Source organism: Agrobacterium sp. MS2, from assembly GCF_003261015.1.
Taxonomy (GTDB): domain Bacteria; phylum Pseudomonadota; class Alphaproteobacteria; order Rhizobiales; family Rhizobiaceae; genus Agrobacterium; species Agrobacterium pusense.
In genome coordinates, this window is sequence record NZ_QLNF01000086.1 from 652,642 (window position 1) to 677,752 (window position 25,111).

Annotated in this window: 26 protein-coding genes and 3 pseudogenes; 17 read left to right on the top strand and 12 right to left on the bottom strand. The window is 56.7% G+C overall.

What is annotated here, in order from left to right; all coding sequences use genetic code 11:
- Nucleotides 1-18: 18 nt before the first annotated feature.
- Nucleotides 19-915, bottom strand: coding sequence for a LysR family transcriptional regulator (locus tag DOU54_RS25935; RefSeq protein ID WP_113732067.1), 897 nt, complete (start codon nt 913-915; stop codon nt 19-21).
- 124 nt (nt 916-1,039) lie between these two features.
- Here DOU54_RS25935 and DOU54_RS25940 point away from each other — a divergent pair, with 124 nt between their 5' ends.
- Together DOU54_RS25940 and DOU54_RS25945 are read left to right on the top strand one after the other, a co-directional pair.
- Nucleotides 1,040-2,011, top strand: coding sequence for an MBL fold metallo-hydrolase (locus DOU54_RS25940; RefSeq protein ID WP_113732068.1), 972 nt, complete (start codon nt 1,040-1,042; stop codon nt 2,009-2,011).
- A gap of 34 nt (nt 2,012-2,045) precedes the next feature.
- Nucleotides 2,046-2,630 carry a pyridoxamine 5'-phosphate oxidase family protein gene (locus tag DOU54_RS25945; RefSeq protein WP_113732069.1) on the top strand — a complete coding sequence of 195 codons (585 nt, stop codon included), beginning with the start codon at nt 2,046-2,048 and terminating at the stop codon, nt 2,628-2,630.
- Nucleotides 2,631-2,719: 89 nt separating this feature from the next.
- Here the strand turns inward: DOU54_RS25945 and DOU54_RS25950 are convergent, their stop codons facing one another.
- Nucleotides 2,720-3,865, bottom strand: coding sequence for an MFS transporter (locus DOU54_RS25950; protein ID WP_193603462.1), 1,146 nt, complete (start codon nt 3,863-3,865; stop codon nt 2,720-2,722).
- A gap of 67 nt (nt 3,866-3,932) precedes the next feature.
- Nucleotides 3,933-4,289 carry an antibiotic biosynthesis monooxygenase gene (locus tag DOU54_RS25955; protein WP_113732071.1) on the bottom strand — a complete coding sequence of 119 codons (357 nt, stop codon included), beginning with the start codon at nt 4,287-4,289 and terminating at the stop codon, nt 3,933-3,935.
- A gap of 123 nt (nt 4,290-4,412) precedes the next feature.
- Here DOU54_RS25955 and DOU54_RS25960 point away from each other — a divergent pair, with 123 nt between their 5' ends.
- Nucleotides 4,413-5,339 (top strand): LysR family transcriptional regulator, encoded by a 927-nt coding sequence (locus DOU54_RS25960; protein WP_044459044.1) that lies wholly within the window; start codon nt 4,413-4,415, stop codon nt 5,337-5,339.
- Nucleotides 5,340-5,411: 72 nt separating this feature from the next.
- Here DOU54_RS25960 and DOU54_RS25965 read toward each other — a convergent pair whose 3' ends face one another.
- Nucleotides 5,412-6,236 (bottom strand): universal stress protein, encoded by an 825-nt coding sequence (locus DOU54_RS25965; protein ID WP_146617402.1) that lies wholly within the window; start codon nt 6,234-6,236, stop codon nt 5,412-5,414.
- A 180-nt stretch (nt 6,237-6,416) separates the two neighbouring features.
- Here DOU54_RS25965 and DOU54_RS25970 point away from each other — a divergent pair, with 180 nt between their 5' ends.
- Nucleotides 6,417-8,213, top strand: a complete 1,797-nt coding sequence (locus DOU54_RS25970) for a heavy metal translocating P-type ATPase (protein WP_113732073.1) — start codon at nt 6,417-6,419, stop codon at nt 8,211-8,213.
- 187 nt (nt 8,214-8,400) lie between these two features.
- Here the strand turns inward: DOU54_RS25970 and DOU54_RS27620 are convergent, their stop codons facing one another.
- The gene (locus DOU54_RS27620) at nt 8,401-8,901 is read right to left on the bottom strand and encodes an ABC transporter substrate-binding protein (RefSeq protein ID WP_146617403.1); all 501 of its coding nucleotides are present in this window, start codon (nt 8,899-8,901) and stop codon (nt 8,401-8,403) included.
- 565 nt (nt 8,902-9,466) lie between these two features.
- On the opposite strand from DOU54_RS27620, the gene DOU54_RS25980 reads away from it, so the two are divergent.
- From DOU54_RS25980 to DOU54_RS28315, 6 genes and pseudogenes are all read left to right on the top strand, one after another.
- Entirely contained in the window at nt 9,467-10,846 is a 1,380-nt protein-coding gene (locus tag DOU54_RS25980) for an enoyl ACP reductase FabMG family protein (protein ID WP_113732074.1), read from the top strand.
- 220 nt (nt 10,847-11,066) lie between these two features.
- A complete protein-coding gene (locus tag DOU54_RS25985; protein ID WP_113732075.1) occupies nt 11,067-12,176 on the top strand; it encodes a PAS domain-containing protein in 1,110 nt (369 codons plus the stop codon).
- 11 nt (nt 12,177-12,187) lie between these two features.
- Nucleotides 12,188-12,613, top strand: coding sequence for a response regulator (locus tag DOU54_RS25990; protein WP_004446066.1), 426 nt, complete (start codon nt 12,188-12,190; stop codon nt 12,611-12,613).
- 143 nt (nt 12,614-12,756) lie between these two features.
- Nucleotides 12,757-13,047, top strand: a pseudogene (locus tag DOU54_RS28305) (GAF domain-containing protein); the annotation flags it as partial.
- Between the two features lie 239 nt (nt 13,048-13,286).
- Nucleotides 13,287-14,126 carry a PAS domain-containing protein gene (locus tag DOU54_RS28310; RefSeq protein ID WP_286079961.1) on the top strand — a complete coding sequence of 280 codons (840 nt, stop codon included), beginning with the start codon at nt 13,287-13,289 and terminating at the stop codon, nt 14,124-14,126.
- Nucleotides 14,127-14,183: 57 nt separating this feature from the next.
- A complete protein-coding gene (locus tag DOU54_RS28315) occupies nt 14,184-14,948 on the top strand; it encodes a sensor histidine kinase (protein WP_286079962.1) in 765 nt (254 codons plus the stop codon).
- A gap of 367 nt (nt 14,949-15,315) precedes the next feature.
- Here DOU54_RS28315 and DOU54_RS28515 read toward each other — a convergent pair whose 3' ends face one another.
- A complete protein-coding gene (locus tag DOU54_RS28515) occupies nt 15,316-15,933 on the bottom strand; it encodes a BA14K family protein (RefSeq protein ID WP_113732076.1) in 618 nt (205 codons plus the stop codon).
- 226 nt (nt 15,934-16,159) lie between these two features.
- Complete coding sequence (locus DOU54_RS26005; RefSeq protein WP_034497513.1) at nt 16,160-16,465, bottom strand: DUF1236 domain-containing protein; 306 nt, start codon at nt 16,463-16,465, stop codon at nt 16,160-16,162.
- Between the two features lie 168 nt (nt 16,466-16,633).
- Between DOU54_RS26005 and DOU54_RS26010 the strand changes: the two genes are divergently transcribed.
- The 3 genes from DOU54_RS26010 (at nt 16,634) to DOU54_RS26020 (ending at nt 19,227) form a co-directional block, all read left to right on the top strand.
- Nucleotides 16,634-17,029: a DUF1236 domain-containing protein gene (locus DOU54_RS26010; protein ID WP_004446075.1), complete on the top strand. Its 396-nt coding sequence runs from the start codon at nt 16,634-16,636 to the stop codon at nt 17,027-17,029.
- A gap of 183 nt (nt 17,030-17,212) precedes the next feature.
- Complete coding sequence (locus tag DOU54_RS26015; protein ID WP_113732077.1) at nt 17,213-18,583, top strand: sensor histidine kinase; 1,371 nt, start codon at nt 17,213-17,215, stop codon at nt 18,581-18,583.
- On the top strand, nt 18,580-19,227 hold the full coding sequence (locus DOU54_RS26020) for a response regulator (RefSeq protein WP_004446078.1): 648 nt from the start codon (nt 18,580-18,582) through the stop codon (nt 19,225-19,227). The genes DOU54_RS26015 and DOU54_RS26020 overlap by 4 nt, the downstream gene beginning before the upstream one ends.
- Here the strand turns inward: DOU54_RS26020 and DOU54_RS28580 are convergent.
- The 3 genes from DOU54_RS28580 to DOU54_RS26040 form a co-directional block, all read right to left on the bottom strand.
- Nucleotides 19,212-19,739 (bottom strand): hypothetical protein, encoded by a 528-nt coding sequence (locus DOU54_RS28580; RefSeq protein ID WP_502695987.1) that lies wholly within the window; start codon nt 19,737-19,739, stop codon nt 19,212-19,214. The two genes, DOU54_RS26020 and DOU54_RS28580, sit on opposite strands and share 16 nt — an antisense overlap.
- A gap of 734 nt (nt 19,740-20,473) precedes the next feature.
- Nucleotides 20,474-20,860 carry an aconitase family protein gene (locus DOU54_RS26035; protein ID WP_353505554.1) on the bottom strand — a complete coding sequence of 129 codons (387 nt, stop codon included), beginning with the start codon at nt 20,858-20,860 and terminating at the stop codon, nt 20,474-20,476.
- 95 nt (nt 20,861-20,955) lie between these two features.
- Nucleotides 20,956-21,744, bottom strand: coding sequence for a DUF4394 domain-containing protein (locus tag DOU54_RS26040; RefSeq protein WP_107327393.1), 789 nt, complete (start codon nt 21,742-21,744; stop codon nt 20,956-20,958).
- A 197-nt stretch (nt 21,745-21,941) separates the two neighbouring features.
- Between DOU54_RS26040 and DOU54_RS26045 the strand changes: the two genes are divergently transcribed.
- The 4 genes from DOU54_RS26045 to DOU54_RS26055 all read left to right on the top strand — a co-directional run bounded on the left by DOU54_RS26045 (nt 21,942) and on the right by DOU54_RS26055 (nt 24,220).
- Nucleotides 21,942-22,487 carry a sigma-70 family RNA polymerase sigma factor gene (locus DOU54_RS26045; protein ID WP_072493376.1) on the top strand — a complete coding sequence of 182 codons (546 nt, stop codon included), beginning with the start codon at nt 21,942-21,944 and terminating at the stop codon, nt 22,485-22,487.
- A complete protein-coding gene (locus DOU54_RS26050; RefSeq protein WP_113732078.1) occupies nt 22,484-23,188 on the top strand; it encodes an anti-sigma factor in 705 nt (234 codons plus the stop codon). Before DOU54_RS26045 ends, DOU54_RS26050 begins: the two co-directional genes overlap by 4 nt.
- A 142-nt stretch (nt 23,189-23,330) precedes the next feature.
- The gene (locus tag DOU54_RS27630) at nt 23,331-23,483 is read left to right on the top strand and encodes a hypothetical protein (RefSeq protein ID WP_167378232.1); all 153 of its coding nucleotides are present in this window, start codon (nt 23,331-23,333) and stop codon (nt 23,481-23,483) included.
- A gap of 245 nt (nt 23,484-23,728) precedes the next feature.
- The gene (locus tag DOU54_RS26055; protein ID WP_072493378.1) at nt 23,729-24,220 is read left to right on the top strand and encodes a DUF4142 domain-containing protein; all 492 of its coding nucleotides are present in this window, start codon (nt 23,729-23,731) and stop codon (nt 24,218-24,220) included.
- 254 nt (nt 24,221-24,474) lie between these two features.
- On the opposite strand, the pseudogene DOU54_RS26060 reads toward DOU54_RS26055, so the two are convergent.
- Nucleotides 24,475-24,885: pseudogene (locus tag DOU54_RS26060) on the bottom strand (LysR substrate-binding domain-containing protein); the annotation flags it as partial.
- A pseudogene (locus DOU54_RS26065) lies at nt 24,786-25,102 on the bottom strand (DUF4147 domain-containing protein); the annotation flags it as partial. The pseudogenes DOU54_RS26060 and DOU54_RS26065, both read right to left, overlap by 100 nt.
- Nucleotides 25,103-25,111: the final 9 nt, after the last annotated feature.

Sequence of the window (25,111 nt, forward strand, 5' to 3'; positions counted from 1 at the left end):
GTGGGTCCGGAGCGGAACTCATTGAGCCATCCGCTCGCGCAGGCGGGGTGTGAGCCAGTCGAGAAAGCACCGCACTTTCATCGACAAGGGCTCGGCCGGCCCATGAATGACATTAACAGGCAGCGGTTCAGGTGCGAACTCGGTCAAAATTTCCTGTAAGGCGCCGGAACGCAGTTGATCGGCGACCTGGTAGGAGAGCACCCGGATGATGCCAATACCGGACATGGCTGCCTGAATTGCGGCCTCTGTCGTGTTGACCGCAAGCCTGGGGCGGGGTTCGACATTGAAGGTCGTCCCGTCGCGGCGGTAACGAACTTCGGGCGCGGTCGCGAAGCCCTGGAAGCTTATACCGTCGTGCCGGGCGAGGTCATCGGGATCAAGCGGAACACCTCGCCGGGCGATATAGTCAGGACTGGCGCAGACGACCCGACGGACCGAACCGACACGGGTTGCGATCAGCGCGCTATCGGCCAGATGGCCGATACGCAGCGCTACGTCAACGGGTTCATCCGCCAGACTTATCTGACGGTCCGTCAGCGTCAGCCGCATGTCGATTTCGGGTTGTTCCCTCAGGAATTCGAGCACTATGGGCAGAACGTGGCGCTCCCCGAACGCGATCGGAGCCGTCATATGCAGCCCTCCGCGCAGCGCGCCGTAATCGCCGCTTGCCTGCCGCTCAGCCGCGTCCAGTTCCCCCAGAATACGCCGGGAAGCGGCGACGTAATTTCGCCCTTCCTCCGTCAAGGTCAGCCCGCGGCGGGTACGCAGCACCAGACGGGCACCAAGATGCTTTTCGAGGTCGGCGACCTTGCGGCTGACCGTGGCGAGCGGCGCCTGCAATCGCCGTGCGCCGGCCGAGAGGCTGCCGGCATCGACCACCGCCAGCAGCACTGACATCGCTTCGAACCGATCCATTCCATCCTTCTATAAATTGAGAGGTAATCTCCTGAAATCGCAGGATACCCTATTGGTTTTGGATATCCTAGCTTTCATGACGTCGGGGATCTTCCCCCATTGCCACAATAAGGAGAAAGACATCATGCCCGATCTTTCGCGTCGTGCCTTTGCCAGCGCCCTTCCTTTTGGCCTCCTCGGGGGAGGACTGATCCATAGTGCGCAGGCGATCGCCGCAACGCCGGAACCGGTCGCGGCGCCGGCCAGCGTAACCCCGCTGGCGCAGATCCGCATCGGCCGCTTTACGGTGACGGCGCTGACGGATGGTTATGCGGATATGCCTTACAACTTCTTCCCGGGGCGGGATCCGGCCGAGGTGGAACAGGCGGCTGCCGCCCAGTTCACCGCCAGGCCAAGCGGAGTGCGATTTCTGTTCAATCAGTGTCTCGTCGATGATGGCCAACGCCGCATCCTGATTGATGCCGGCGCAGCGGGCTCCATCGGGCAAACCGGCAACCTGCCGCAGGCCCTCGCCAGGCTCGGTCTGCGGCTTGATCAGATTGACGCGGTGATCGTGACGCATATGCATCAGGACCACATGGGCGGCCTGATCGCCGGCGGCAGGAACAACTATCCGCACGCGGAAGTCTATATCGATCGACGCGACGTCAAGCATTGGACCGACCCGGCCAAGCGTAGTGGCGCACCGGATTACCTTCAGACCAGCTTTCAGATGGCGGAAGAGGTCGTGCGTCTCTACCCCAGACTTCAGGCGATCGACGGGGAGCGCGAAATCGTGCGGGGCGTCTCGATTGTCGACCTGACCGGCCATACACCCGGCCATATCGGTGTTCGCGTGGAAGATGAGGGAAAGAGCCTTATCATGGTTTCAGACATGATCTTTCCGGTCGTACATCCGGCAGCGACTGACGTGTTCTTTCTGTTCGAACAGGACCGGGCAGCGGCCAAGGCAATGCGCGACCGCTTCTTTCCCCGCGCTGCTTCGGAAGGCACACTCATAGCAGCGACGCACATGCCGTTCCCGGGGCTGGGCCACGTCGTTGCCGATCGGGGACAAATCCGCTGGCAGGTTGCGGACTGGGCTTTGCAAGACTGAGGCCGGTTCAGGCCTCTGGAAAGGCAGATGGAAAATGAGCAGATATCTCGATATTGCCACGACTCCTTCCGTCGCGGCCGCGCAGGATAAGTATGGAAGCGCGGAGCAATGGGCGCGGATTGCCGCGCGCGGTGGCGTGGATGAAACGACCCCGGGCCAGCGCCTTGGCCCCGCAGAGGCAGGCTTCATTGGGGAGCGTGACGGTTTTTATCTTGCCAGTGTCTCGGAAACGGGCTGGCCTTACGTCCAGTACAGGGGCGGACCAGCCGGTTTTCTCACCGTTCTCGAGCCGGCACTCCTGGGCTTTGGAGATTTTCGCGGCAACCGGCAATACATTACGACAGGTAATGTGACGGCAAATGACCGTGTGTCACTGTTCCTGATGGACTACGCACACCGGCAACGCCTGAAAATTTTTGGACGCATCCGGATCATCGACGCAGCAGATGATCCGTCGCTGGCGGAGAGGCTGACCATGCCAGACTATTCCGCTCGGGTGGAACGTCTTGTCCTCATCGGCGTGGAAGCTTTCGACTGGAACTGCCCCCAGCACATAACGCCGCGCTTTACACTTGCTGAGCTGCAACGATGGCGACAGACACCAGGCGCGGCGCCTTGAAGTTGGTCCGAGGCGCCCGCGATGACGGCTTTTAGGAACGACGTGAGCCGTTTGCGGAAATCATGTCCGCATTCGGCTCACGTCTGTCATCAAGTAGATTGCTTCGACGGAAATGCCCTCTCCTTTTCCAGGTAAGCAATAACAAAAGCGAGAGACAGTAGCGCCAAAACCGACCAGGCGAGCCAGTTGATGCCGGAGTGTTCGAGCAACAGGCCACCAATGATGCCGCCGCCCGCAATCGCAAGGTTCCAGGCGGTCACGATCATGGCTTGCGCTACCTCCGACGCCTTTCCCGAGGTTTTGGCGGCAGCGGTCTGAAACAGTGTGGCTGCGCCACCGAAAGCCAATCCCCATACACCGGTTGCCAGCCAGAAGAGTTCAGGCACGTTTCCTCCGAGGCCGAAGGTCAAGGCGGCGCCAGCGAAGAGCATGATGCTTGCCAGCACAAGTTCGCGCAGCCAGCGCCCGATCAGATAGCCGACAATACCAATCCCTGCGATGGCCGTTACCCCGAACAACAGCAGAACAACGTCGAGCTTCTGAGTTAATTCCGCGGGAGCCACGAGCGGGGCGATGTAGGTATAGAGGATGTTGTGCGCCAGGACGAACAGCAACGTCACCATCAAGACAGACTTGATCCCACCTGCTGCCAACGCTCCGCCGATCGTGATCCGTTCGTTGATCGTGGTGCCCGGATAATCGGGCACCTTCACCAACACCCAGCCGATCAAAACCACGGTGAGCGCGGTCATGGCCGAAAATGTACTTCGCCAACCGATCTCGGACCCTATCAGCGTCCCGGCGGGAATACCCAATGACAGGGCCAGCGGCGTACCGACCATCGCGACAGCGATGGCGCGCCCCTTCAGCTCATCCGGAACCATGCGCGCCGCGTAACCGGCAACCATCGCCCAAAGCAGGCCTGCGGATACGCCGGCAAAAAATCGCGCCATCAGCAGGATGCCAAAACTGTCCGTGACGGATGTTATCGTATTGGCCACGGCAAAACCGGCAATGGCGCAGAGGAGAAGTGGTTTGCGGCGAAACCGCTGAGTGGCTGCGGTGAGCGGAATGGCCGCCACCAGAGACCCTATGGCGTAAACCGTGACGAGTTGGCCGACAACAGCGGGGCTGACGCCAAGGTCCGTGCTCATTTGTGGAAGAAGCCCTGCTGGCAGGGCCTCCGTCAAAATGGTTATGAAGCCAGCCGTGGCAAGGGCAAGCAGCGCCGCCATCGGCAATCGATTGCCATCTGATCCTGCGGCCGTTTTGCGGTTGTCCGGGAACGAATGTGACATGGTGTCAGCCCGTCTTGCCCAATTTGGGCAAAACGAGATCACCGACAGTATATGTATGGAATTCGCTGGTGGAGACGGTGTCGAGCTTACGGAATTTTTCAACGAAAACCGGATCTGAAAAGAATTCGTCTACGTTGCCCGCCCCCTGAATTGCTTCGATATTGACCACGGTCAGCCCGTCAGTGCTCTTCGCAAGATTGCTCCACAGAAATCCGGGCTTTCGTTCTGCCACGTAGTGGACCACGTCCTGAATGATTTGAAACGCTTCATCCTGCTTGCCCGGATGGGCATGAATGACATTGACGATGAAAGTTGTCGGCTCCGGGGCGATGGCAAATCCGGCGGTGAATGTCCTGTCCATATGCTTTCCTTTCGTGAAAATCGGTACCCATTGTCGGGTCCCACTGGATATCGGCCGAGCGATAAGCGATAAACAGTCGCGTATTCCAATCAGAGCGGAAGAATATTCCTTAATGGGAGCGATATGGATAAGCTTGGTACGCTGAGTATTTTCGTTCAGGCGGCGGAAGGCGGCAGCTTCGTTGCAGCCTCTCAAAGGCTGGGGCTCTCCAGCTCCGCCGTTGGCAAGGCCATTGCGCGGCTTGAGCAGGAGATGGGAGTACGGCTTTTCCATCGCTCGACCCGCAGCATGACGCTGACGGAGGAAGGGAGCTTTTTTCTCGATACCTGTCGGCGCGTTCTGTCTGAGCTGGACAGGGCGCAGGCGCAGCTTTCAAGGTCCCACAGCGAACCTCATGGCCTGTTGCGCGTGAGTTTTCCGCTGACGGGAATGCTGCTTATGCCGGCAATATCCGCGTTCATGAAAGCATATCCCGACATCACGCTGGATCTCGATTTTACCGACCGACTGGTTGACGTGATAGAAGAAGGTTTCGATGCCGTCGTCCGCACTGGCGAGGTGCGCGACACGCGGCTGATGAGCCGCAAACTTGGTTCTTTCCGACACCGGATAGTCGCCTCGCCTGCCTATCTGGAGAGAGAAGGCATCCCGCTCGTTCCCGAGGACCTGTCAAGTCATCGCTGCATGCATCACCGATTTGCCAACTCGGGCAAACTGGAGCCATGGCCGCTGGCCAGAAGCGGCAAAGATCTGCGCATCGCGCTGCCGACGACGACGGTGGCCAGCACGCTTGAACCGCTTATCCACCTCGCAGAAAACGGCTTTGGCATAACCTGCCTGCCACACTTCGCCGTGGCTCAACAGATCGAACAAGGCACGCTGGTCTCGATACTCCAAGACTTCACAGCAGAAGCGGGTGTTTTCCGCGTCCTTTGGCCGACAAGCCGTTATCTATCGCCAAAAATCCGCGTATTCGTTGACTTCATGGCTGATAATCTTTTCGTGCCGGAAAGGACTGCAGCTCATGTCAACGGGCAGAAAGCTGGCTAGAGGTTTCCTCCACCCCGCTGTTTCCGCCGGGCATGAACCGAGCGGGGCAGGCTCCAGCGATGCCTGCGCCGGTTAGCGGGCCATAAATGTCGGCCTTGTCAGATGCTGGACAACGGAACGCGTAACCCCGCCGAACACCCATTCCCGAAGTCTTGCGTGGCCATAGGCTCCCATCACCACAAGATTCGCACCTACTCTCTCGGCGTGATCATCTAAAACGTGAGACACCAGACGATCATTGCGCGGCACGACTTCTGCTGACAGGTTTTCGACGCCGCGAGAAGAAAGATAGGATAATAAGCCTGCCGCCGGATCGCGTAGATCGCGGTTATCGTCAACGATGACAATGTGGACCGACCCGGCGAGTTTCAGAAGGGGCACGCTGGCCCTCACCGCAGAAGACGCCTCCGCGGTTTCCTGCCAGGCAATCATTACAGTCGGATTGTCGAAAACCAGCGATGCTGCGGGGTCGAACAGCACAGGCACGTCGGCATGAAACCAGGCACCGTCAAGAACGGCCTCCAAGGTGTTTTGATCGCCGAGAAGATCGGCACCGATCATGACAAGATCGGCTAGTCTCGCCCTCCGATCAACCTCGTTATCAACGCTGAACACTTCCGTATAGGCACTTTCCACATTGTAGGGGATACCCGTGCCAGCCAGGAAACCTTCGAGTTCCCGCACCGTCTTATCAATCTGCGCTTGGTCCCTTTGCCTTTCCTTCATCCAGGGAACAGAGACATTGCTGACGTGTGCACCGATGGGAGGAACGGCGGATGTGCCAATAACAAAAACGGAAAGATATCCGCAGAGGGCCTTCGTGGCGTTTACCACGGACAATATTTGGGCTTCGCCAATATTGGGACTGCATACGTGTAAAATAGCTAGGTCTGTCACTGCCGCCCTCCGCCCCTGGCATCCTGCTCAACCGCTCTTTCGACAACTCCTACATATCAAGTCTTAAGGTGGATATCTTTTTCGAATGCAATTTTTAATATATGTAAAATACCTGTTCAATGTCGAGCAATCGTCAGAAGGTCGCACATGCTTCCGTATGAAACGACAAGAATAATCCGGATGCTATTGCCAATCTTCCCAATCCTCGGGCTCGCGGTAGGCGTCGGGGCACAATACGGCAATCTTATCGGACTTTCAAAATTCGCGCTGATCGCCGGGACAATTCCGGTTCTCGTCACTCTGGTTTTTCAAATCCTGAAAAGTCTCCGCGCGGGTGAACTCGGGCTCGACCTGATCGCCATGATATCGATGACCGGCGCGCTTGTTTTTGGCGAATACATGGCGGGGGCCGTCGTGGCGCTCATGTATTCCGGCGGGCAATATCTTGAGCATGCAGCTGAAGGACGCGCCAGACGCGAGATGACCGCCCTCCTGTCGCGAGCCCCCAGGAAAGCCAACCGGCGAAACGGCAATCACATCGAGGAAGTGTCAATTGAGGAAATCGACATGGGCGATGTCCTCGTCGTACGCCGTGGCGACCTTGTCCCCGTCGATGGGATAATTGGCGATGACATCGCAACGCTCGATGAATCTGCCCTGACGGGCGAACCGCTGCCAGTCAAGCGGAACAGGGGCGAAACAGTTCTGAGTGGCGCTGCCAACGTCGGCGACCTCTTCGAAATGACCGCGACGACACGCGCCGCGGACAGCACATATGCCGGAATTTTGCGCCTGGTGGAAACCGCTCAACGCAGCAAGGCACCCATGGCGCGAATGGCTGACCGTTACGCACTTTTATTCCTGGTGGTGACGATTGGGCTTGCCTCGCTAGCGTGGATGCTGTCCGGAGATCCCGTTCGCGCGGTTGCAGTTCTCGTCATCGCTACCCCATGCCCGCTGATATTGGCCGTTCCAATCGCCTGGACGGCCGGCGTATCTAGGGTGGCGCGTCTGGGGCTTCTCGTAAAAGGCGCCCGTGTGCTGGAAGGCCTTGGAACGATCCGTATCCTCGTTATCGACAAGACTGGAACACTGACGGAAGGTTCACCAACACTTTCGGGGATCGATGCAGCAATCCCTGAGGCAGAGCTTCTGAGATTATCCGCATCCCTGGATCAGGCATCGAACCATGTGGCGGCAAAAGCCCTGGTGCAGGCAGCCCAGGCCCGCACCATGGAACTCTCACAACCGATGAACGTCGCCGAAAATCCTGGCGAAGGTGTCTCCGGCATCGTCGACGGTCGAAACGTGGCGATCGGGGGAATAGCCTATATCGCCGATAAGCTTGGCATCGACATACCCCACGCCGATCGCCCCGGAACCATGGCAGCTGCGGTCGCAATCGATGGCAACTTCGGTGGCATTCTGCTCTTTTCGGACAGGCTCCGAGACGGAAGCGATGCCGTTCTCAGAAACTTCAAGGAGATTGGCGTAAACCGCATTATCCTTGCGACCGGCGACCGGAAGGATGTCGCAAAAATGATCAGTGCGGATCTGCCTCTGGACGAGGTCCGTGCGGAACTTTCTCCGGCACAAAAGATCGAGATCGTAAACGCAGAAAAAAGGAAACAGCCCGTTCTGATGATTGGCGACGGCGTCAATGACGCGCCAGCCCTGGCCGCAGCGGATATCGGTCTTGCAATGGGGGTCCATGGCTCAGCCGCAGCAACCGAGGCCGCGGATGCCGTCCTCCTTGTGGACCGCCTTGACCTGGTGGTTCAAGGCATCAGAATTTCGAGACGGTGTCGGCAGATTGCGACACAGAGCGTCGTCGCCGGCATGGGATTGTCGACGCTCGGCATGCTTGCTGCTGCATTTGGTTACCTCACAGCCGTTGAAGGCGCATTATTGCAGCAGGTCATTGACGTGGTCGTCATTCTCAATGCCCTTCGTGTACTCAACATCAGGACGGGTTGATCGACCCGTCACGCCTCCCGGACGGGTAACCAGACATGGCAACCGGTTCCCGACGACTATTTCGACGAGGGTGACCCTCTGAGACGGACCGCGATTCCCAGCATTCGCAGCGTAAACAGAGCCCTGTTTACTGTTGCGTACTTATCCTTCCTTTTCATCTCAAGCAGGATGTAAGCGTCAACGGGGGTCAAGTAGTGCACGCAGGTCTGTCCTTGCTTTTCCTTTTGAGTGCCATGTCAGGGGTAGGCGCCGGTGCCTTAGTGGTGATTAGGACCGCAAGATTTCCATCGGTTTCGACGCTTGCGACATTTCTGATGAAACCGCCGAACCCGCCGGGGCTATTTGGAACATTTCCAGCGCGGCTGAGCGTGAAAACAACGTCATCGGCGGTGAAGGGTTTTCCGTCATGCCATTTTACTCCCTCACGAAGGGTAAAACGCCATTTGGTTTCGGAAACGGCCTCCCATTTCGTCGCAAGGCCCTCGACAAGCTGCCCTTCGGCTGTCCGCTCGGTCAGCCTGTCGAATATCTGCATGGCGATACTGTTGTTTGGAGAGGCATTATAAAAATGCGGATCAACCGATGTCACGGTGCCGCTCAATCCTACCTTAATATCCTTCGCAATAGCCGGAGAAACCGCAAAGCTGGCGCAGGCCGCCAAGCATAGAAAAACCGCACTTTTCCTCATTTCGTTCCCTTTTTTATTGATTTCTTTGAGCGATGAACCGCCTTGGCCACGTTGGCTCGTAAAGTATTATTCCGGCCTCCGCCTGATTTATCAAATGAATGTTTTTTCCATTCATCATTCGCCAGGCGAATATACGGCCGCGCCAAAGTCGGTTCAGGTGATCGAGAGCAACGTGCAAGGGAACTGGCCGGTCGCCTATAATTCGATTGTGTCAAGGACAGCCGTTTATAGACGGCGCTTCCGAGTACTCGTGAAAAGAGCAGGTTGGCGGCCGCCGAGAAATAACGCGCTGAAACCGCTTAGCGAAAATCTGTCTGCGTATAGAAAACCGGCAATATGGGTATCATTCCCAACTCTTCGCCGGCAATGCTGTCGCTAATTCGTACTGAAGCAACCGCGGCGAAAGGCGGATGTAATCCCGAGGTGTTTTCGGATTGCGCGGCTCTTCACGTTTTGAAATGAGCAGTCACCGAAAATGAGTTCCCATCGGCGAACTATGCGGTCATGTCTTGCTCAGATCGTATGGGCACCTGCTCGACGAAACGCGAAGCAAAGAGTTGACAGTATGGAAAATCCGGTTGCGTTGAATCGTCTTTCCGAAAACACGATCTTCCGTAAGGGCGATGTTTTCGTACTCTTCGGCGAATTGTTCGGTCGCGGGTATGCCACCGGCCTGCTAGACGAAGCCAGACGGGCTGGAATGGAGATCGTGGGGATCACCGTCGGACGGCGCGACGAGAATAACGCCCTGCGGCCGCTCGACGCCGAGGAACTGTCTTCTGCGGAGGCCCAGTTGGGCGGTAGGATCATCAACATACCGCTTATGGCGGGTTTCGATCTCGATGCGCCGGCAGACGGCCCGACTCCAACCGATCTTCTGGCAAAGATGACGCTTGAGAGCTGGGAACACGACAGGCTCGACTGGGACTATCTGGAGCAATGTCGAGACATTGCCACTGCGCGTTTCAAGGCATCGCTGTCAAAGGTCATGACCGCTCTGGACGGAATGATCGCTAATGGCCGCAATGTTTTCTTCGCCCACACAATGGCCGGGGGCATTCCGAAGGCGAAGACATTCCTGGTCGTCGCCAATCGAATCTACAAGGGAACTGGCCCCCGCCACATGTCTTCTCAGACGCTGCTCGACAGCGATATGGGAAAGCTCATTCTGCAGAATTTTGACGATGTTTCTGCGAACACCTTTCGCCATCTCATCGACTTCAGCACAGCGATCCGCGAGCGCATCGAAGCCTCGGGCGGACAAGTGCGATATACGGCCTATGGCTATCACGGATCGGCGGTCTTGATCGATGGGAGCTATCGTTGGCAAACCTATACCAACTACACCCAGGGATATGCGAAGATGCGTCTCGAAGGCATCGCCGAGGATGCCTGGGCGAAAGGCATTAAGGCAACCGTCTACAACTGCCCTGAAATCCGGACCAATTCGTCCGACGTGTTCACCGGTATCGAGCTGCCCCTGATACCACTGCTGCTTGCGTTGAAGAAGGAAAACGGGAGCGAATGGGCCGACGAACAATGGCAGGCCTGCGAGCAGTTACTCATGGACGGCTTAACCATGAACGATGTTTTCCGGAAGATCACCGACATGCAGGCCAGCGAGGTCATGCGTCCATTCTATGATTTTTCGGCATGGCCCATGGCAAACAGCCAGGCACAGGCCGATTTGACCATCGGCACGTCAAACGAGATCACCCGGATGCATCGGGATGGCAAGACGATGATTAGTGATCTCCTGAGCAGTCTCGTTGTGACTGCAACAGGGCAACTGATCTTTGGCGAATCGTCTGAACCCGCGGGTCCCGTCCTTTGGCTCAACCACGATATTGTTGCCCGGCGACTTAACGCTTCCCACCCGGATTCTAAGTCTTCTGCGCCGCTCGTCGCTCAGGGGACGGCATCCCCGCATCCTGAGATGGCGTGACGGCGTCCCCAACCTGGTTTGGAAACCAGGTGTCTTGGCCTGGAGCGACGAATCCCGCCACGGGAACGCCCCTCCAATTGGTCCCGTGTACTGGCAGCTTGTCGCAGGCGTCATAAGAAGCGAGTCCGTTGGAGCATCGGAGAAGGGCTCTTTTTTCCGCGACATTGGAACAAAATCGGAAGTGGCCCATTTCATCGGCGTACAATTCTCAGGGCGCTGAATGATCGATAACCAGAACTCCCGGCAGGACGCCAAAGACGCCGGTGAGCGTCTTGTGTCAGCGCATGCATCAGAAGATCCGTTTGCGGCCGCATTCAAGGCCACCCGCATGCCGATGCTGATTACGGACCCACGGCAGCCGGACAATCCCATCATTTTCTGCAACAAGGCGTTCTGCACCCTCACCGGCTACGAGGTTGGCGAGCTAATTGGACGCAACTGCCGACTTCTGCAGGGACCACAGACCAATCCGGACGCCGTCACCAAACTTCGTGACGCCGTTGCATCGCAAAAAGACATTGCCGTCGATATCCTCAACTACAGGAAAGATGGATCCAAATTTTGGAATGCACTTTTCGTAAGCCCGGTGCGCGACGTGTCCGGAGCCGTGATCTACTTTTTCGCCTCGCAGCTCGACTTCACCAATATCAAGAGTAAGGAAGCCGAACTCGCCCGCGCCCGGCACATTGCCGAGGAAGAAGTGGCGCTCAGAACGGCCGATCTGACCGAGGCCTTGCGCGCAAAAACCGCGCTCGTGCATGAGGTCGACCACCGCGTGAAAAACAATCTTCTGACGATCGCTTCCATCGTCAAGCTCCAGGCGCGAATGACAGACAACGAGGTCGTCGAGCGGACACTGATGTCCGTGCTGAACCGCGTCGAAGCACTGAGCACCGTTCAACGCAAACTTCTGAACGATGAGGATGTTGGCCATTTCGACGTGGCGGATTTCGCCAACACCCTGATGCTGGACAAAATCGGTGCCTTGAAACGGACCGATATCAGTCTCACGACAGACCTTCACGAGGTCGTGGTTCCAGCAACCAAGGCATCTCCTCTGGCCTTGATCATCAACGAACTCATTGGAGACGCGATTGGCCGGGGACTGAAAGAAGGCGGTGGTGAACTGCATCTGGAAGTGAAGCGACTCAACGGTCACTTCCTCATTCGGGTCGTTGACACCGTTGTCCCGGTGGAAGTGGATAGCGAACAAGCCGCCTTCAGCAAGAAGATGCTGGAAGCGTCACTAAAGCAGTTGCGTGCAACGATCGTAAGGACCGTCGATGGTCGCCGTACTGACGTGCGGGTCACGCTCTCTGTAAAAGACTGAAAGGATATCGCGTGAAAATCTTGATTGTTGAAGACGAGGCTTTGCTGGCTATGGAGCTTGAGAGCGAGGTCGAAGAGGCCGGACACGAGATCGTCGGCGTCGCCGCCGAAAGCAAGCAGGCTCTATCCTTGATCGAAAAGTCCTCGCCACAGTTCGCCTTTGTGGATATTCAGTTGCTGGACGGTCCCACGGGTATCGACGTCGGCCGTCATCTTGCGTCCCGTTCAATTCCCTATGTCTTCGTTTCCGGAAATCTGAAGCGGATTCCTGAGGATTTTGCGGGCGCCCTTGGTGCGATCGAAAAACCTTACACCATGAACGGACTGCAAAATGCGCTGGAATTCATCGACACCATTGTGAACGGTGAGCACCAGTCCGTCACCGCGCCTCCAAGCCTCGTTTTATCACCCCGTTTGCTCGCTGCTCTGTCGGCGTGAAACGCATCCGTGATTAGGGATTGACCTTGAACTCACCATCTGAACGCATTGAAGCCGTTCGCAATTCTGGTTTGCTTGATGTTCAGGGCCAATCCGAATTCCAGGATATTATCGAGGTTGTCAAAGCCGGGCTGAAATCTCCGGTGGCACTGATTTCCATTCTTGATGAGCACCGGCAGGTCTTCATCGCCCATCTCGGCCTTCCGGAAAAATGGGCCGAGGCGGCAGAAACGCCGCTGACGCATTCCTTCTGCCAGCACGTGGTTCGCGACAAGATACCTCTCATCATCGGGGATGCGACGCTCCACGACCTCGTCAGGGACAATCTGGCCATCACCGATCTCGGCGTGATTTCATACATGGGTGTCCCGGTCACGATGCCGGATGGCCTGGTAATCGGTGCGCTCGCGGCAATCGACGGAGAGCCGCGAAACTGGACCGAAAGCGAGCTGGAGTTGCTGAGCCGGATCGGGCGCGTCGTCTCCAATCAGATTGCGACCTTCCTCTCCGAGCGTCGATGGGGAACACTCTTTCAACAGCTGGAAGAAGGCATCGTCGTTGGCTCCGTGATCCGCGATCTTGAAGGAACGATCATCGACTGGCGGTTTGATAAATCAACCCGGCCTGGAGTGTTCTCCTTGGCTTGCCCGGAGATGGCGTCCCGGGCCGAACAATGCGGGATGTCTTCCCCGACTTCGAGGAAGAATGGATTTCCGATGTCGCCGAAGCGATGGAGACCAGGCAAAGCAAGCGTTTCACTCGCAAGATTCGCTCCCTGGATCGCTGGTTCGACGGCTATGTCCAGGCGACTGGCAACGATAAATTCGTCATCATCTTCGTTGACGTCACCGATCGGATGCGGGCGGTGGAGGCGCTACGCAACAGCGAGACGAAGCTGCGACTGATCGTCGAAGGCGCCAAGGATTACATCATCCTGACGCTTGATGAAAACCAACGCATCACCAGCTGGTTCGGCGGCGCGGAGGAGACTTTCGGCTGGTCGGAAGCGCAGATGCTCGGCAGACCGTTCGAAGAAATTTTTACACAGGAAGATCGGGCGGCGAATATTCCGCAGTTTGAGATCGAAACGGCGGGCCGCGACGGTGTTGCACCTGATCGCCGATGGCATCTTGCCGCCGATGGTACGCGGGTGTTTCTTGACGGCACCATACGCCCGATGCCCAATCACTCCTCATCCCATCTTTCCGGCTTCATCAAGGTGGCGAGAAACGCGACAGCCCAAAAGCTGTCGGAAGACCGGGAGCTGGCTTTTCTGGAGCTGGGCGAAAAGATCCGCGAACTCGACTCGGTCGCCGAGGTCGCTTTCGCAGCAGCGGAAATCATGGCTCGAAACCTGCAAGGGGCAACGCGAGCCGGTTATGGCATCGTCGATCCGATCGCCGAGACCGTGGAGATGCTGCCTGACTGGCGCGCGCCCGGAATGTTCACCGTTGCCGGCCAGCATCAATTTCGCGATTACGGTTCCTATATTGAAGACCTCAAGCGTGGCTAACTGGTCATCATAGCTGACGTTGCGGCCGATCCAAGAACCTCGGCGTCAGCGGAGCTTTTGAACTCGCTGGGCATCTCCGTCCTCGTCAACGTCCCTATTCTTGAGCGGGGCGCTTTCGTCGGCGTCATGTTTTTGCATTACGAAAAGCCGCACGAATTTTCTTCAGAAGAACGGGATTTCGTGCGGACGATTGCCGATCGCACCCGCGAAGCAATATCGCGGATACGTGCGGAACAGGAACAGCAGGTTCTCAACCATGAGATAAGCCATCGGCTGAAGAACACGATGGCGATGGTTCAGGCAATTGCGACCCAGACCCTTCGGCCCGTCACCGACAGAGCGCCCGTCGAAGCGTTTGTCAGCAGGCTGCACGCACTTTCAAAGGCGCATGAAGTACTGCTCACTCACGACTGGTCATCGGCGCGTATGATGACCGTGATCGATACCGCGCTTCGACAACTCTCTCTTCCGGATCGTTACCGTCTGTCAGGTTCCGACCTTGAAATCGGGCCGCGGACTGCGCTCAGCCTTGGCCTTCTCATGCACGAACTCGGCACCAACGCCCTGAAATATGGCGCGTGGTCGAGCGACGGCGGAAAGGTCATCGTGACCTGGAGGGTTGAGCCCGTCGGTGGGGATGGCATGGTTGTTGTCGAGTGGAACGAACAGGACGGCCCGCCGGTGGAACTGCCGTCGGCAAAAGGGTTTGGATCGAAGCTGATCCGCATGGGCCTCCTGGGAACCGGGGGCGTCGAGATCAATTACGATCCTGACGGACTGCGTGTGACCATGCAGGCGCTGGTTTCACAGCTCGAGCAATGACATCGAGCCGAAGCCATAATGAGGGGCAACCATGATCGGCAAACCAGTTTTCGACCGACCGTCCATGGCTGCCGACTGCAACTGTCAGCACCAGGGCTCACCGGTGAAATACCTGCTAGTGTAGCGCTGAACCTGCGGTTAAGGATGTAGCCGAACAGCTCCGATAGGGCTCAGCAAGCACTTTGAACGTGGCCTTCGCCCGGCGCATCGGCATTCCCTCTTCCTCTATACGCCCTCGTGACAGCACGCAACGGCGAGGGGAAGGAGACAACCAGTGGAATCAGACAATGATGTTGGAGTATTGGCAATTTCTTGGCTGGCTGGCCTACTGAAAGAGCCGCCATCGAGGACGGCAGAGGTCGTCTGTCTAATTGGGAACCTGTTGGGCGAGTAGAGTTGTCCGGTAGCGCTGATCTGGCGTTTCTAGACCAGATTGGCACTTTCTCCTCGGACCTGAAAACGGCTGATAAGAATTGTCCTCAGGCTGGTAAGACCGATACCGGCTCATACACCAGGCAACATGGTCGTCGTTCAGCGAGGCGATTTGCGGTCGCTTCTCCGTCTCGACCAGATCTATCGGTGGGACGCAGCGCCTGCGTGGCCCGCCACTGAAGGGTTGGTAACTTTTATCGGCCTTCACATACGACCGGTATTTGCGGGAGCACCATTCATCTGATTTGTGCTCCGCGACATCAATCCCAGTCGCTTTTCCAAGCGGTAGACCGCTATCTTCTATGGATGGCTTGCTTCGCGGGACATCATTGGAAGCGAGGAGCGCGTCATCAACGTCGGACGGCAAACGCTCATAGGCTTGCTCATTTGGATCAACACGCTTGACCTGCGTGGTCCACAAGGGCTCCTCATTTACATCAAGAATGACAGGTGGCTGGGACTGCGACCTGAGATCGGACGCAATCCTCATTCCACCGCCAACAACGGGTAATGAGCAGAGAAACAGTAGGGAGCCGACGATAACGTTTTGCATGGCGCATCACTAAAAAGCATCGAAATATCGCCAGAGCAGCAGGACGGAAAATTTCGTGCCGCTCGGCACACGGGTAGCCGATCAAATTGTTGGTCGCGCCACCGCGACCAACGCTGAGTGGCCGGGAAAGCTGTCAGATCGTAAAAACGTAGATGATCTTACAGCCTGCAGGATCGATGAACGACGACGTGACATCTCGCCTCCATCGATCGCCCGGGTTACCGGCTTAGTTCATGATCCTGATGACCTTGCGGGTGCCGGGATCGACGATCGCGGTCTTTCCGTTAACGACGACGTAGCTGTAGGTCACATCCGGTGCATCAATCCTGTGCAGCTCCACCGTTTCCGGAAGGGCAGTGCCAACCACGACATCGACATTTGGCACATCCACTGAGGTGACCGTGTGCGCAGTCACGTATTTCTGGATCACAACTTCCTGTTCCGGGCTGATCACGACGGTCTGCGCGTGCAGAACGCTCGACGTGCCCATAACGATCATTGCAGCCGTCATTGCGAGGACTCGGGTTTTCATATCATTCCACCTTGGCAAGTGTTGCTTTTTGCCTGCGGTTGCAGGTGGGATTTCAAGCAAATTGGGCGGAAAGTGTTCCAGACAGGGCACAAAGTCCTATGCCCGGAACTGATGCAGATCGAAAAATATTGTTTGGCTGTAGAAATTCTGCCCGAAGGAGGAACACCCATGCAGATGAAACAGCTTTCTTTCCTGACGTTCGCAATACTGGTCGCCGGCGGAGCTCAGGCTCAGGAATCGACTGTGACCGGCGCCGCTGGCGGCGCGATTACCGGGGCAATCGTAGGCGGCCCGGTCGGCGCAGCCGTTGGTGGCGTCGTGGGCGCCGTCGCAGGCACAGCTATCGATCCGCCGCCCCCGCGCGTCGTTACCTATGTTCGGGAGGCTCCGATGCCGGCCGAGACAGTTGTCGTGAAGGAAAAGGTCGTTGTGGGCGAGCCGCTTCCTTCGACTGTGGTCATTCATCAGGTTCCGGACGAACCGAAATATTCTTATGCCATCGTCAACAAGCAGCGAGTAATCGTTGAACCGACCACGCGCAAAGTCGTGCAGGTTATCAACTGATGGCATTGCCTGCCGGGTTTTCTTCCCGGCAGGCCTTTTCCTGGGGGAATAAATTAGTATTTTCAGAAATAAAAATCTTCATGCCTTCAGGCTTCTCTTTCCGTCCTCGGGATCATAATTTACTGTTGTCTGAAGTTCGCTGGGCTGACCCTCGGCGGCAAAGTCACAGGCACGCGTGTCACTATGTCAGGTCGCACAATCACTCGTCTTTCATCGAAGACCTTGGGCTCATTGTCACTCGCCCAACAGTTTTTCCTCGCCGGCGGTCTTGTTACGTTGGGTGCGACGGTTTTGATTGGATTGCTGGTGACAGATCAGATTGTTGAGACTGTAACAAGGAATGCAGGCTCGACAACCGCGCTTTACGTCGACAGCATCATTGCACCTATCCTGCCGGATCTTACCCGCGCGACAAAACTCGACGATTCCATCGAACGAACGCTGGATGAAACTCTGGGACAGGGTGCACTGGGCAGACGACTGGTTTCCTTCCGGCTGTGGACAAAAGACGGAACCATTATCTACTCGAACGACAAGCGGCTGATGAACATGGTCGTGCCGCCTGGCGAAAACAGGACAAAAGCGTTCGCTGGCGAGCTCGTCGCAAATTTCGAAGAGGCAGGAGACCCAGAGAGCGACGCGGAGCGAGCGCTCGGGGAACCCCTCCTGGAGATATATAATCCCGTCTTGCAGCCATGGTCGGGAGAGGTGGTTGCCGTCGCAGAGTTTTATGAGCGGGCAACGGATCTTGAGAAAAGCCTGGCGCGAGCGCGCTGGAAGAGCTGGATCGTCGTCATCGCGGTTGCCTCTGCATTTTTCGCCGTTCTTTCCACAATTGTGCTCAAGGGCAGCAGGATGATCCGGCATCAACTGCGTGAGATCGAGGACCTGGCGCGTCGCGTGCAGAAAGGATCGCAGCGCACGGTGGCCTTGAACGAGCGGCTGTTGCGCAAGATCGGTGCCGATCTGCACGATGGGCCTGCACAGCTCATCGCCTACGCAGCACTGCGGGTGGACAGCGAGAAGCTCGTCAGCGACCAGACTAGTCGGAATGAACGAGAATCCGAGACGACATCAATCAAGGCCAGTCTGGATGAAGCTATCCGGGATATCCGCAACATCTGCCGCGGCCTTGTTTTGCCAGATATAGAAAATCTGCCCATCGAAGACGTTGTTGGTCGGGCAGTTGAACATCATCAGTCCCGTGCTGGTACGCGAATAACGACCTCAATTGAGGATGTGAACGCGCAAGTCGGCGTTCCCGTTAAAATCTGCGTTTATCGGTTCGTCCAGGAGGGTCTGAACAACGGTTGGCGCCACGCAGCATCAACAAATCAATGCGTGTCACTCCGACAGGAAGGCACAGAGATCGTCGCTACTGTTTCAGACGGCGGCAGTGGTTTTTCGTTCGACGAGATTGGACCCGATTGCATCGGGTTGTCAGGCCTTAAAGAAAGAATTGAAAGTCTGGGAGGCCGTTTCGAAGTGCAGACATCGGCACGCGGAACGCACCTCACCATGAGACTGAACACCGTCGATGTGAGCGATCCATGACAGAAAATATAAAGGTCGTCATCGTTGATGATCACCCGATGTTTCGCTCGGGTGTATCGCAGAGCCTAAAAGAGTGTGGTTTCGACGTCCTGGGCGAAGGAGAAAACGCCGACGACGCACTAGCCCTTGCAACCAGATTAGCGCCGGACATCATCCTTCTGGATATCTCGATGCCCGGCAACGGCCTAGCGGCGATCAAATCCATATTGAGCCTGTCTCCGTCCATTCGAATTCTCATTCTCACAGCATCTGAGAGCGTGGATGATCTTCAGACAGCAATCCAGTCAGGCGCGGCGGGATATGCCTTGAAAGGTGTCGGCTCTCGTGAGCTGGTACAGATGCTGCGGACCATCGCAGACGGCGGGCGTTACATTCCACCCGAACTGGGCGCCAAGTTGCTGGCTGAAAGAAAGGCCGCATCGGAACTGATCGAGCAGCGTCAGGATCTGAGCAGAAGAGAGCGGCAAGTCATGGACCTCATCGCCATCGGAATGAGCAACAAGCTTGTCGCCCGCAAACTGGGTCTCCACGAGAAAACGGTGAAGCATCACGTGACAAGGATTTTTGCCAAGTTAAAGGTCAGCAATCGCACGGAGGCGGCACTTCTTTGGAGAGATCGTATCTCTGCTCAGCGTGAGCCCTGAAACCTTAAACGATCCTTGACCGTCGCAAGCCGATCAACGATGACACGGCCCTTATTGTCGCGCATCGAATACCGGCCTTTTCGTAAAGTCTCGGTGATGCCATTGGCGTGGCGCACTTCGAGAGCCTGGCCAGACTGCTGAACGCCAGCCCGGTTCTGACCGGAATTTCCGGCTGCTCCAGGATCTGGTGCTTTCCCGCTTCCGCTCTCTTTTCCGTTCCCTTTGCCACCTCCATTTCCATGTCCGCCATCATTGCTGCCGCCGTTGCCGTTGCCGCCACCGTTTGCGCTTCCGTTACCGCCATTTCCGTTTCCATTGCCGCCGCCGTTGTTTCCTCCGCCATTACCGCCGTTATTCCCGTTACCGTTGCCGCCGCCGTTGTTCCCTCCGCCATTACCGCCGTCATTCCCGTTACCATTGCCGCCGCCATTGCCTTGAGCGACAGCAACCCGAACACCAGCGGCCTGCAAGAATTGGACAGCGATCAACGCAACCACGGGCCGTCCGACCATGGGAAAGGTGAAGAGGTACTTAAGCATGTTTCTTCTTGTACGCACTCCGTTCTCCATATCTGCCGTCCTGCTGGAATGGACGCGAACCAATTATCTCTGCGCAGGCTGCCAGAGTTTGGCTCGGTTGAGAACTGACCTGGGGTAGTCTTGAACCCGCTTGTTCTGAAATAATCGCCGTCTGAAAGCGACTGACGTGATGGTTGCACAAGAGCCGCGCGTAAAACAAAGTGAAGAAACCCTGCACTTTCCCGCTGGCTCAGCGCGACCAAAAAAGCAACGTCGTCTCAAAAGTAAGCGTCAGCAGCTCCCGTCCGTATCGCTTTTCGGATGAGCATCGAGCTGCTTCTGGTGGCATCTCTTCAACATTTTGTCGATCAGGGCCCTGTCTCCGTTACAGTGATCCAGAATGTCGACTGCCTTCGAAATGCTCAGAGAGTATTTTTGTTGAAGTTGCTCAACGGTGTAAGGCTCAGGTCGTAAGCTCTGGTCCATCTTATCCTCTTTACGTTCTGCAATCAGATGCTGTGCGATCGATTGCGTATCCGAGACGCCGGGCGCGAAATGCGCCCATGATTGGCTTGTGTCGAGTTCTCCGGATCGTTTCCGGCTGGAGTTCCTCGAGCGACAACTTCCAAACAATCAACACGCATTATGCGGAGGGGTTCATCGATTGGGACTTAGTGCCCAAATTTGGGTGGGACTTATTCGACTGGAACGGAAGGAGGCCTTTTTCCTCAAAGCCGATCCTCGCACGGTGCGGGTGACATTCGCACCACCCCCAAACCCAAAGCTTCCAGATCGGCAGGAAGCCCGCGCGGCGGAGATATCGCTCCGCGGTAAGCGAGCCTGGCACCAGTGAGGTCTTGACCCATGCCGCAGGTCGAATGCCAAGCTCCGTCGCTTTCCAGGCGCGCAAGCCGGCGGCAATTAGCAAACGGGGGATACGAAGTATTTGTACAGCTGGTAATTGCGGCGATCGCAACGGCGCCATGATTCGGGCTACTCTCGACAAAAATGGCCAGCACTTCTCGCATGTTGAGGATTGCATCGCGAGTGCCGCAGACCTGGATCTTGTCCTGAGGTCGGCAAAAACCTGCAAGGCTCGGCTCGACCGTTGACAGGTCGAGCTCGCAAGGACAATTGAGGCCTGATTACTCGAAGAGTAAATCGGACGGAGGCAGATTGCTGGTCATCGGCCTCCGCCCGTCTTCCTGTGTCACATTTCGGGAAGAACAGCGATGTCGCGGACTTCTTTGTCCGTGCCGGTGATAGCGCCTACTTCGGTAGCGTTGCCGGTGTCGAGATTAACGGTGTAAAGCATTTTGTTTGCAGCGAGATAGGCAGTGTTCTTTCCGGCTTCCGTGCCCTGAATGTCAAAAGCATAGGTGGCTGGCTTGTCTTTGAAACCCAGCTTGCCAATTGCTTTCAAAGTGCCGTCATTCGGCTTGGTCTGCTGGATCAAGGCGCCAATCGTCGCATCGATATTGTACATTGCGGTCTTTTCAGGCTTGCCGATGGAGTTGGTATAGGCGGCTGCGACAATGTTCGGCGTCTCGCCCTTGTGCATGTCACCATCTTCGAAGGCCAGGACCCCGTCGACCGTCTCTGCACCGGTGTCAGGATGGACACGGTGGTTGGTGGTGCCAGTCATGAAACGAAGACGATCAGCCACCGGATTGAAATCGACGACGATCGGAGCCTGTGTCACCGTCAGCGTCTTGTCCATTTTTGCGAGATCAGTGGCAGCACCGCTTTCAAGGTTGATGGTAACGATACGATGGTCCGCAGTAACACCGATCACCGTCTTGTTGGCGGGGCGGTAATCAATGCCGACGAGCTTATCGACGCCGGTTACTTCCATGGTCTTTGTAACGGCGGGCTTCGCGGTATCGAACATGACAAGTGTTTTGTCACTCGTCAGCCCGAGAACGGGTGCCGAAAAGGCTGTCGATGCCATGGCAGCAAAGGCGGCGGATGCGGTCAGTGCGAAAAGGATGGTCTTCATGTCTTTCTCCCGTGCGTTTAACATTCGAGAAGGCGTCAGGCACTCGGCGCTTGACCCTTCATCATTGAAGACACCGCAAGGGAGACGAATGGATGCAGGTCGTAAAAATAATTCTCAGGATGCATCCATTTGATCGCCGGATGGGTATAGTTCGTGAAAGCTGACGATTTTCACCGCTGGATCATGGAAGGATATTAATGGGTTCCGGGCCGGACGATCTGGATAAGGCGCTTGCTGCCTGCGCTAAGGGTGACCGTTCGGCATTACGCCGAATTTTCGATCAGGAGGCTGGGCGGTTGGTCGCCGTGGCGCAACGCATCGTTGGACGTCGCGAACTTGCCGAAGAGGTCGTGCAGGAAGCCTTTATCCGAATATGGACCCACGCTTATCAATACAGTGCGGACCGTGGCTCCGCGCGCGGATGGATTTATGCCATTGTTCGAAACAGAGCGCTCAATCTCCTGCGGGATGGCAAACTTGAACATTCGGTCGAAGAGGTAGAAGCACTTCAGGAAGCCGAACAGGCAGACGCGATCATGGGTGCGTGGCACCGCATGGACACACAATCGCGCCTGCGCGAATGCCTGGGATCGCTCGATGATACAAAGCGGCGCGGTATTCTGATGGCCTATGTTGGAGGCTATTCTCACGGCGAGATCGCCGGAAGGTTGCGCGTTCCACTTGGCACAGCGAAATCCTGGATCAGGCGCGGGCTTCTGACGCTTCGGGAGTGCATGGGATGATCTACGACCGCAAGGATATACCGAACCTCGCTGACGAGTATGTGTTGGGCTTGACCGAAGGCACCGCCGCCGCGGAAATCGAGGACGCCATGGAACGAGATACCGAACTCAAGGCCGCGATTGCTGCAAGCCGTGAGCGTTTCCTGCCGCTCGACACCGCTATCACACCGGCAACCGTCAACGAGAGCCTGTGGCATCGCATTGAATCTGGGCTGACTTCGCAGCCTGCGACCCGCTACATGTCTGTTTCCACGCTTGCGAATGACAATAACAGCAAAGGCTGGAAGATCGCTGCGCTTTCGTCAATTGCCGCCGCATTGTTGCTTGCCATCGGTCTTGGATACAGCCTCATTCACAAGGCGGAGCCGCTTGTCGTCGCCGTTTTGATCAATGAGGCTGGAGATATTCAGGCGGTTGTCGAGGACTTTGGCGATGAACGGGCGATGATCCGTATACTGGCCGACTTTGCGGTGCCGAACGATAAGACGATAGAGGTATGGACGCTTCCGTCTCGAGAAATTGGGCCTGTTTCGCTCGGATTGCTGAAAGGCGTTCGCTCGGCTCGCCTTGATGGACCCGCATTGCCCACCCCGCGTGACAACCAGCTATACGAGATCACGCTCGAACAAGCGGGAGGATCGCCGACAGGCAGACCGACCGGACCGATCTTGGCCAAAGGGCTGGCGAAATTTCCGCGATGAAATCCACCGTCTGAGCGTTGCTTCAGCGCCTCATCCGACGGGCGATTTTTGTCCCATCTGCTTGCTTTCCAAATTTCCAGGAACATTGGCCCTGGTCTGTGGTTCGTCGTGGCACCAACCTCATGAACTGACAGGACGGATTATGGCGGATGTATTTTGGCTGGTTGTTGTCGCTGGAGGCCCATTGCTGCTGGGTGCCGTGGTCGTTTATGTCCTGCTGCGTCAGCGCAGGTTATCCGCCAAGGAGCAACAAGAACAAGCTCGCAAGGTTCATAAGCTTTACGACGGACAGTAACCGGAAGCGGAGACTGATATGAACTATAGAACCATATGGCCCTTGGTAGGGGCCGCGGCTGTGGCTCTCGCGCTGATCGTGGCCGTCTACTTCGTCAGGACGACTCCGGATACAGCACCGTCAAATTCACCAGACAGGGGGCAGACGGAAGACCAAGCACCTACGGGGCCTGCTGACAGGAATGCGCTGCCGGGCAGCCAGAACACAACGCCCTGACCACAATAGTCATTGAGGGAGAGTTTAACATGAAGCCATTCCATGCCTGCTGCGCCGCTCTATGTCTTTCGATGTTAATGCCCGCTTTCTCGAACGCGCAATCACCCGCGGACTTCACTGCCGAGGCGGCTTCCTTCAATCAGTTTGAAGTGGAGGCGAGCAGGCTGGCGCTTAGAAGCGCGCAGGATGACGCGACGAAAATGTTCGCTAATGACATCATGCGCGACCATCAGAAAGCGCTCGTCGATCTCGCCGATGCTGCGAAAAAGGATGGTACCTCGGTCCCGACGGACCTGAGCGCCGAATATGCCGAGAAGATGAGAGCTTTAGAAACCGCTTCACAAAGTGAGTTCGACCAGGCTTACCTATCGACGCAGGTTTCGGTCCTTGAAGATGCGAAGACGATGTTCGAAGCCTTCATCAAAACCGGAATTGCAGGCTCGCTACGTGCATACGCTGAAAATCAGCGCGGCACCGTACGAACCTATAATGTGCGTGTTCAGGGCCTGACAAATCCGTGAAAGCGACCGGATCCACTCCAGCTCAACATTCGGAATTTGAATCACCATCGACAATTCAGCGGCGAGCTGTATTGACCCAGCTTGTCTGCGCCCGGCCGGCAAACGTACTTACGTTAAACCGGCCGATCGATGAAGATACTTGATCTAATCCACCCTATGCCACCGCGACGATCAATACGTAACTTTTCATCGGGTTAGTATATATATAACTCTCTGACGAGGCGCAGGCGCGCGGGGCCGTTATGATGCGTCCCTTAACCCACGCCATCCTCCCAGTAGGGCGGGTCCCCGAACGACGCTTTCAAGTGAGCCGCCAGTGCGCGCAGTTTTGCCGAAGGACGGCGACCCTCGGGGTGCGCAAGAAAGACGAATTCCGCGTCCGGCCGAACGCCGACATCGACGATCTTGAGCTTCCCATCGCGAATGTCCGGTCCTGCGATGAAGAGCGGAAGGAGTGCAATACCGAGACCGGCGATCGCCGCATCTCGCAGCATGTCGCCGTTGTTCACTCTGAATCCAATGCGTGCACGAACGATTTCAATGCCTCCAGGCGTAAGGAAACTCCAACGGCTTGCAACAATCGTCCGGACGCCTCCAGATTTGCCCCGTCCAGAACCGGATGAGAGGCCTCGACGACCTCTATCCGACCGCAGGATGCCCCTGTGCCGCGCTTCGTCACCACGACACCCTCGAGCGAGCCCTCCAAAGAGTATCAAATGCCCGTGCCATCGCCAGCGATGCCTTGCCTGCTCCCACGACGACAGTGCGACCTTTCGGCTGCTGCGGAAGGTTTGCCTTGATCGCTTCGTCAGGATCGGCCGCAGCAACCGCAGCGCGGAACAATTCAGACAGGAACGCTCCGGTGTCCGCGACTGCCGCCATGATCAAGCG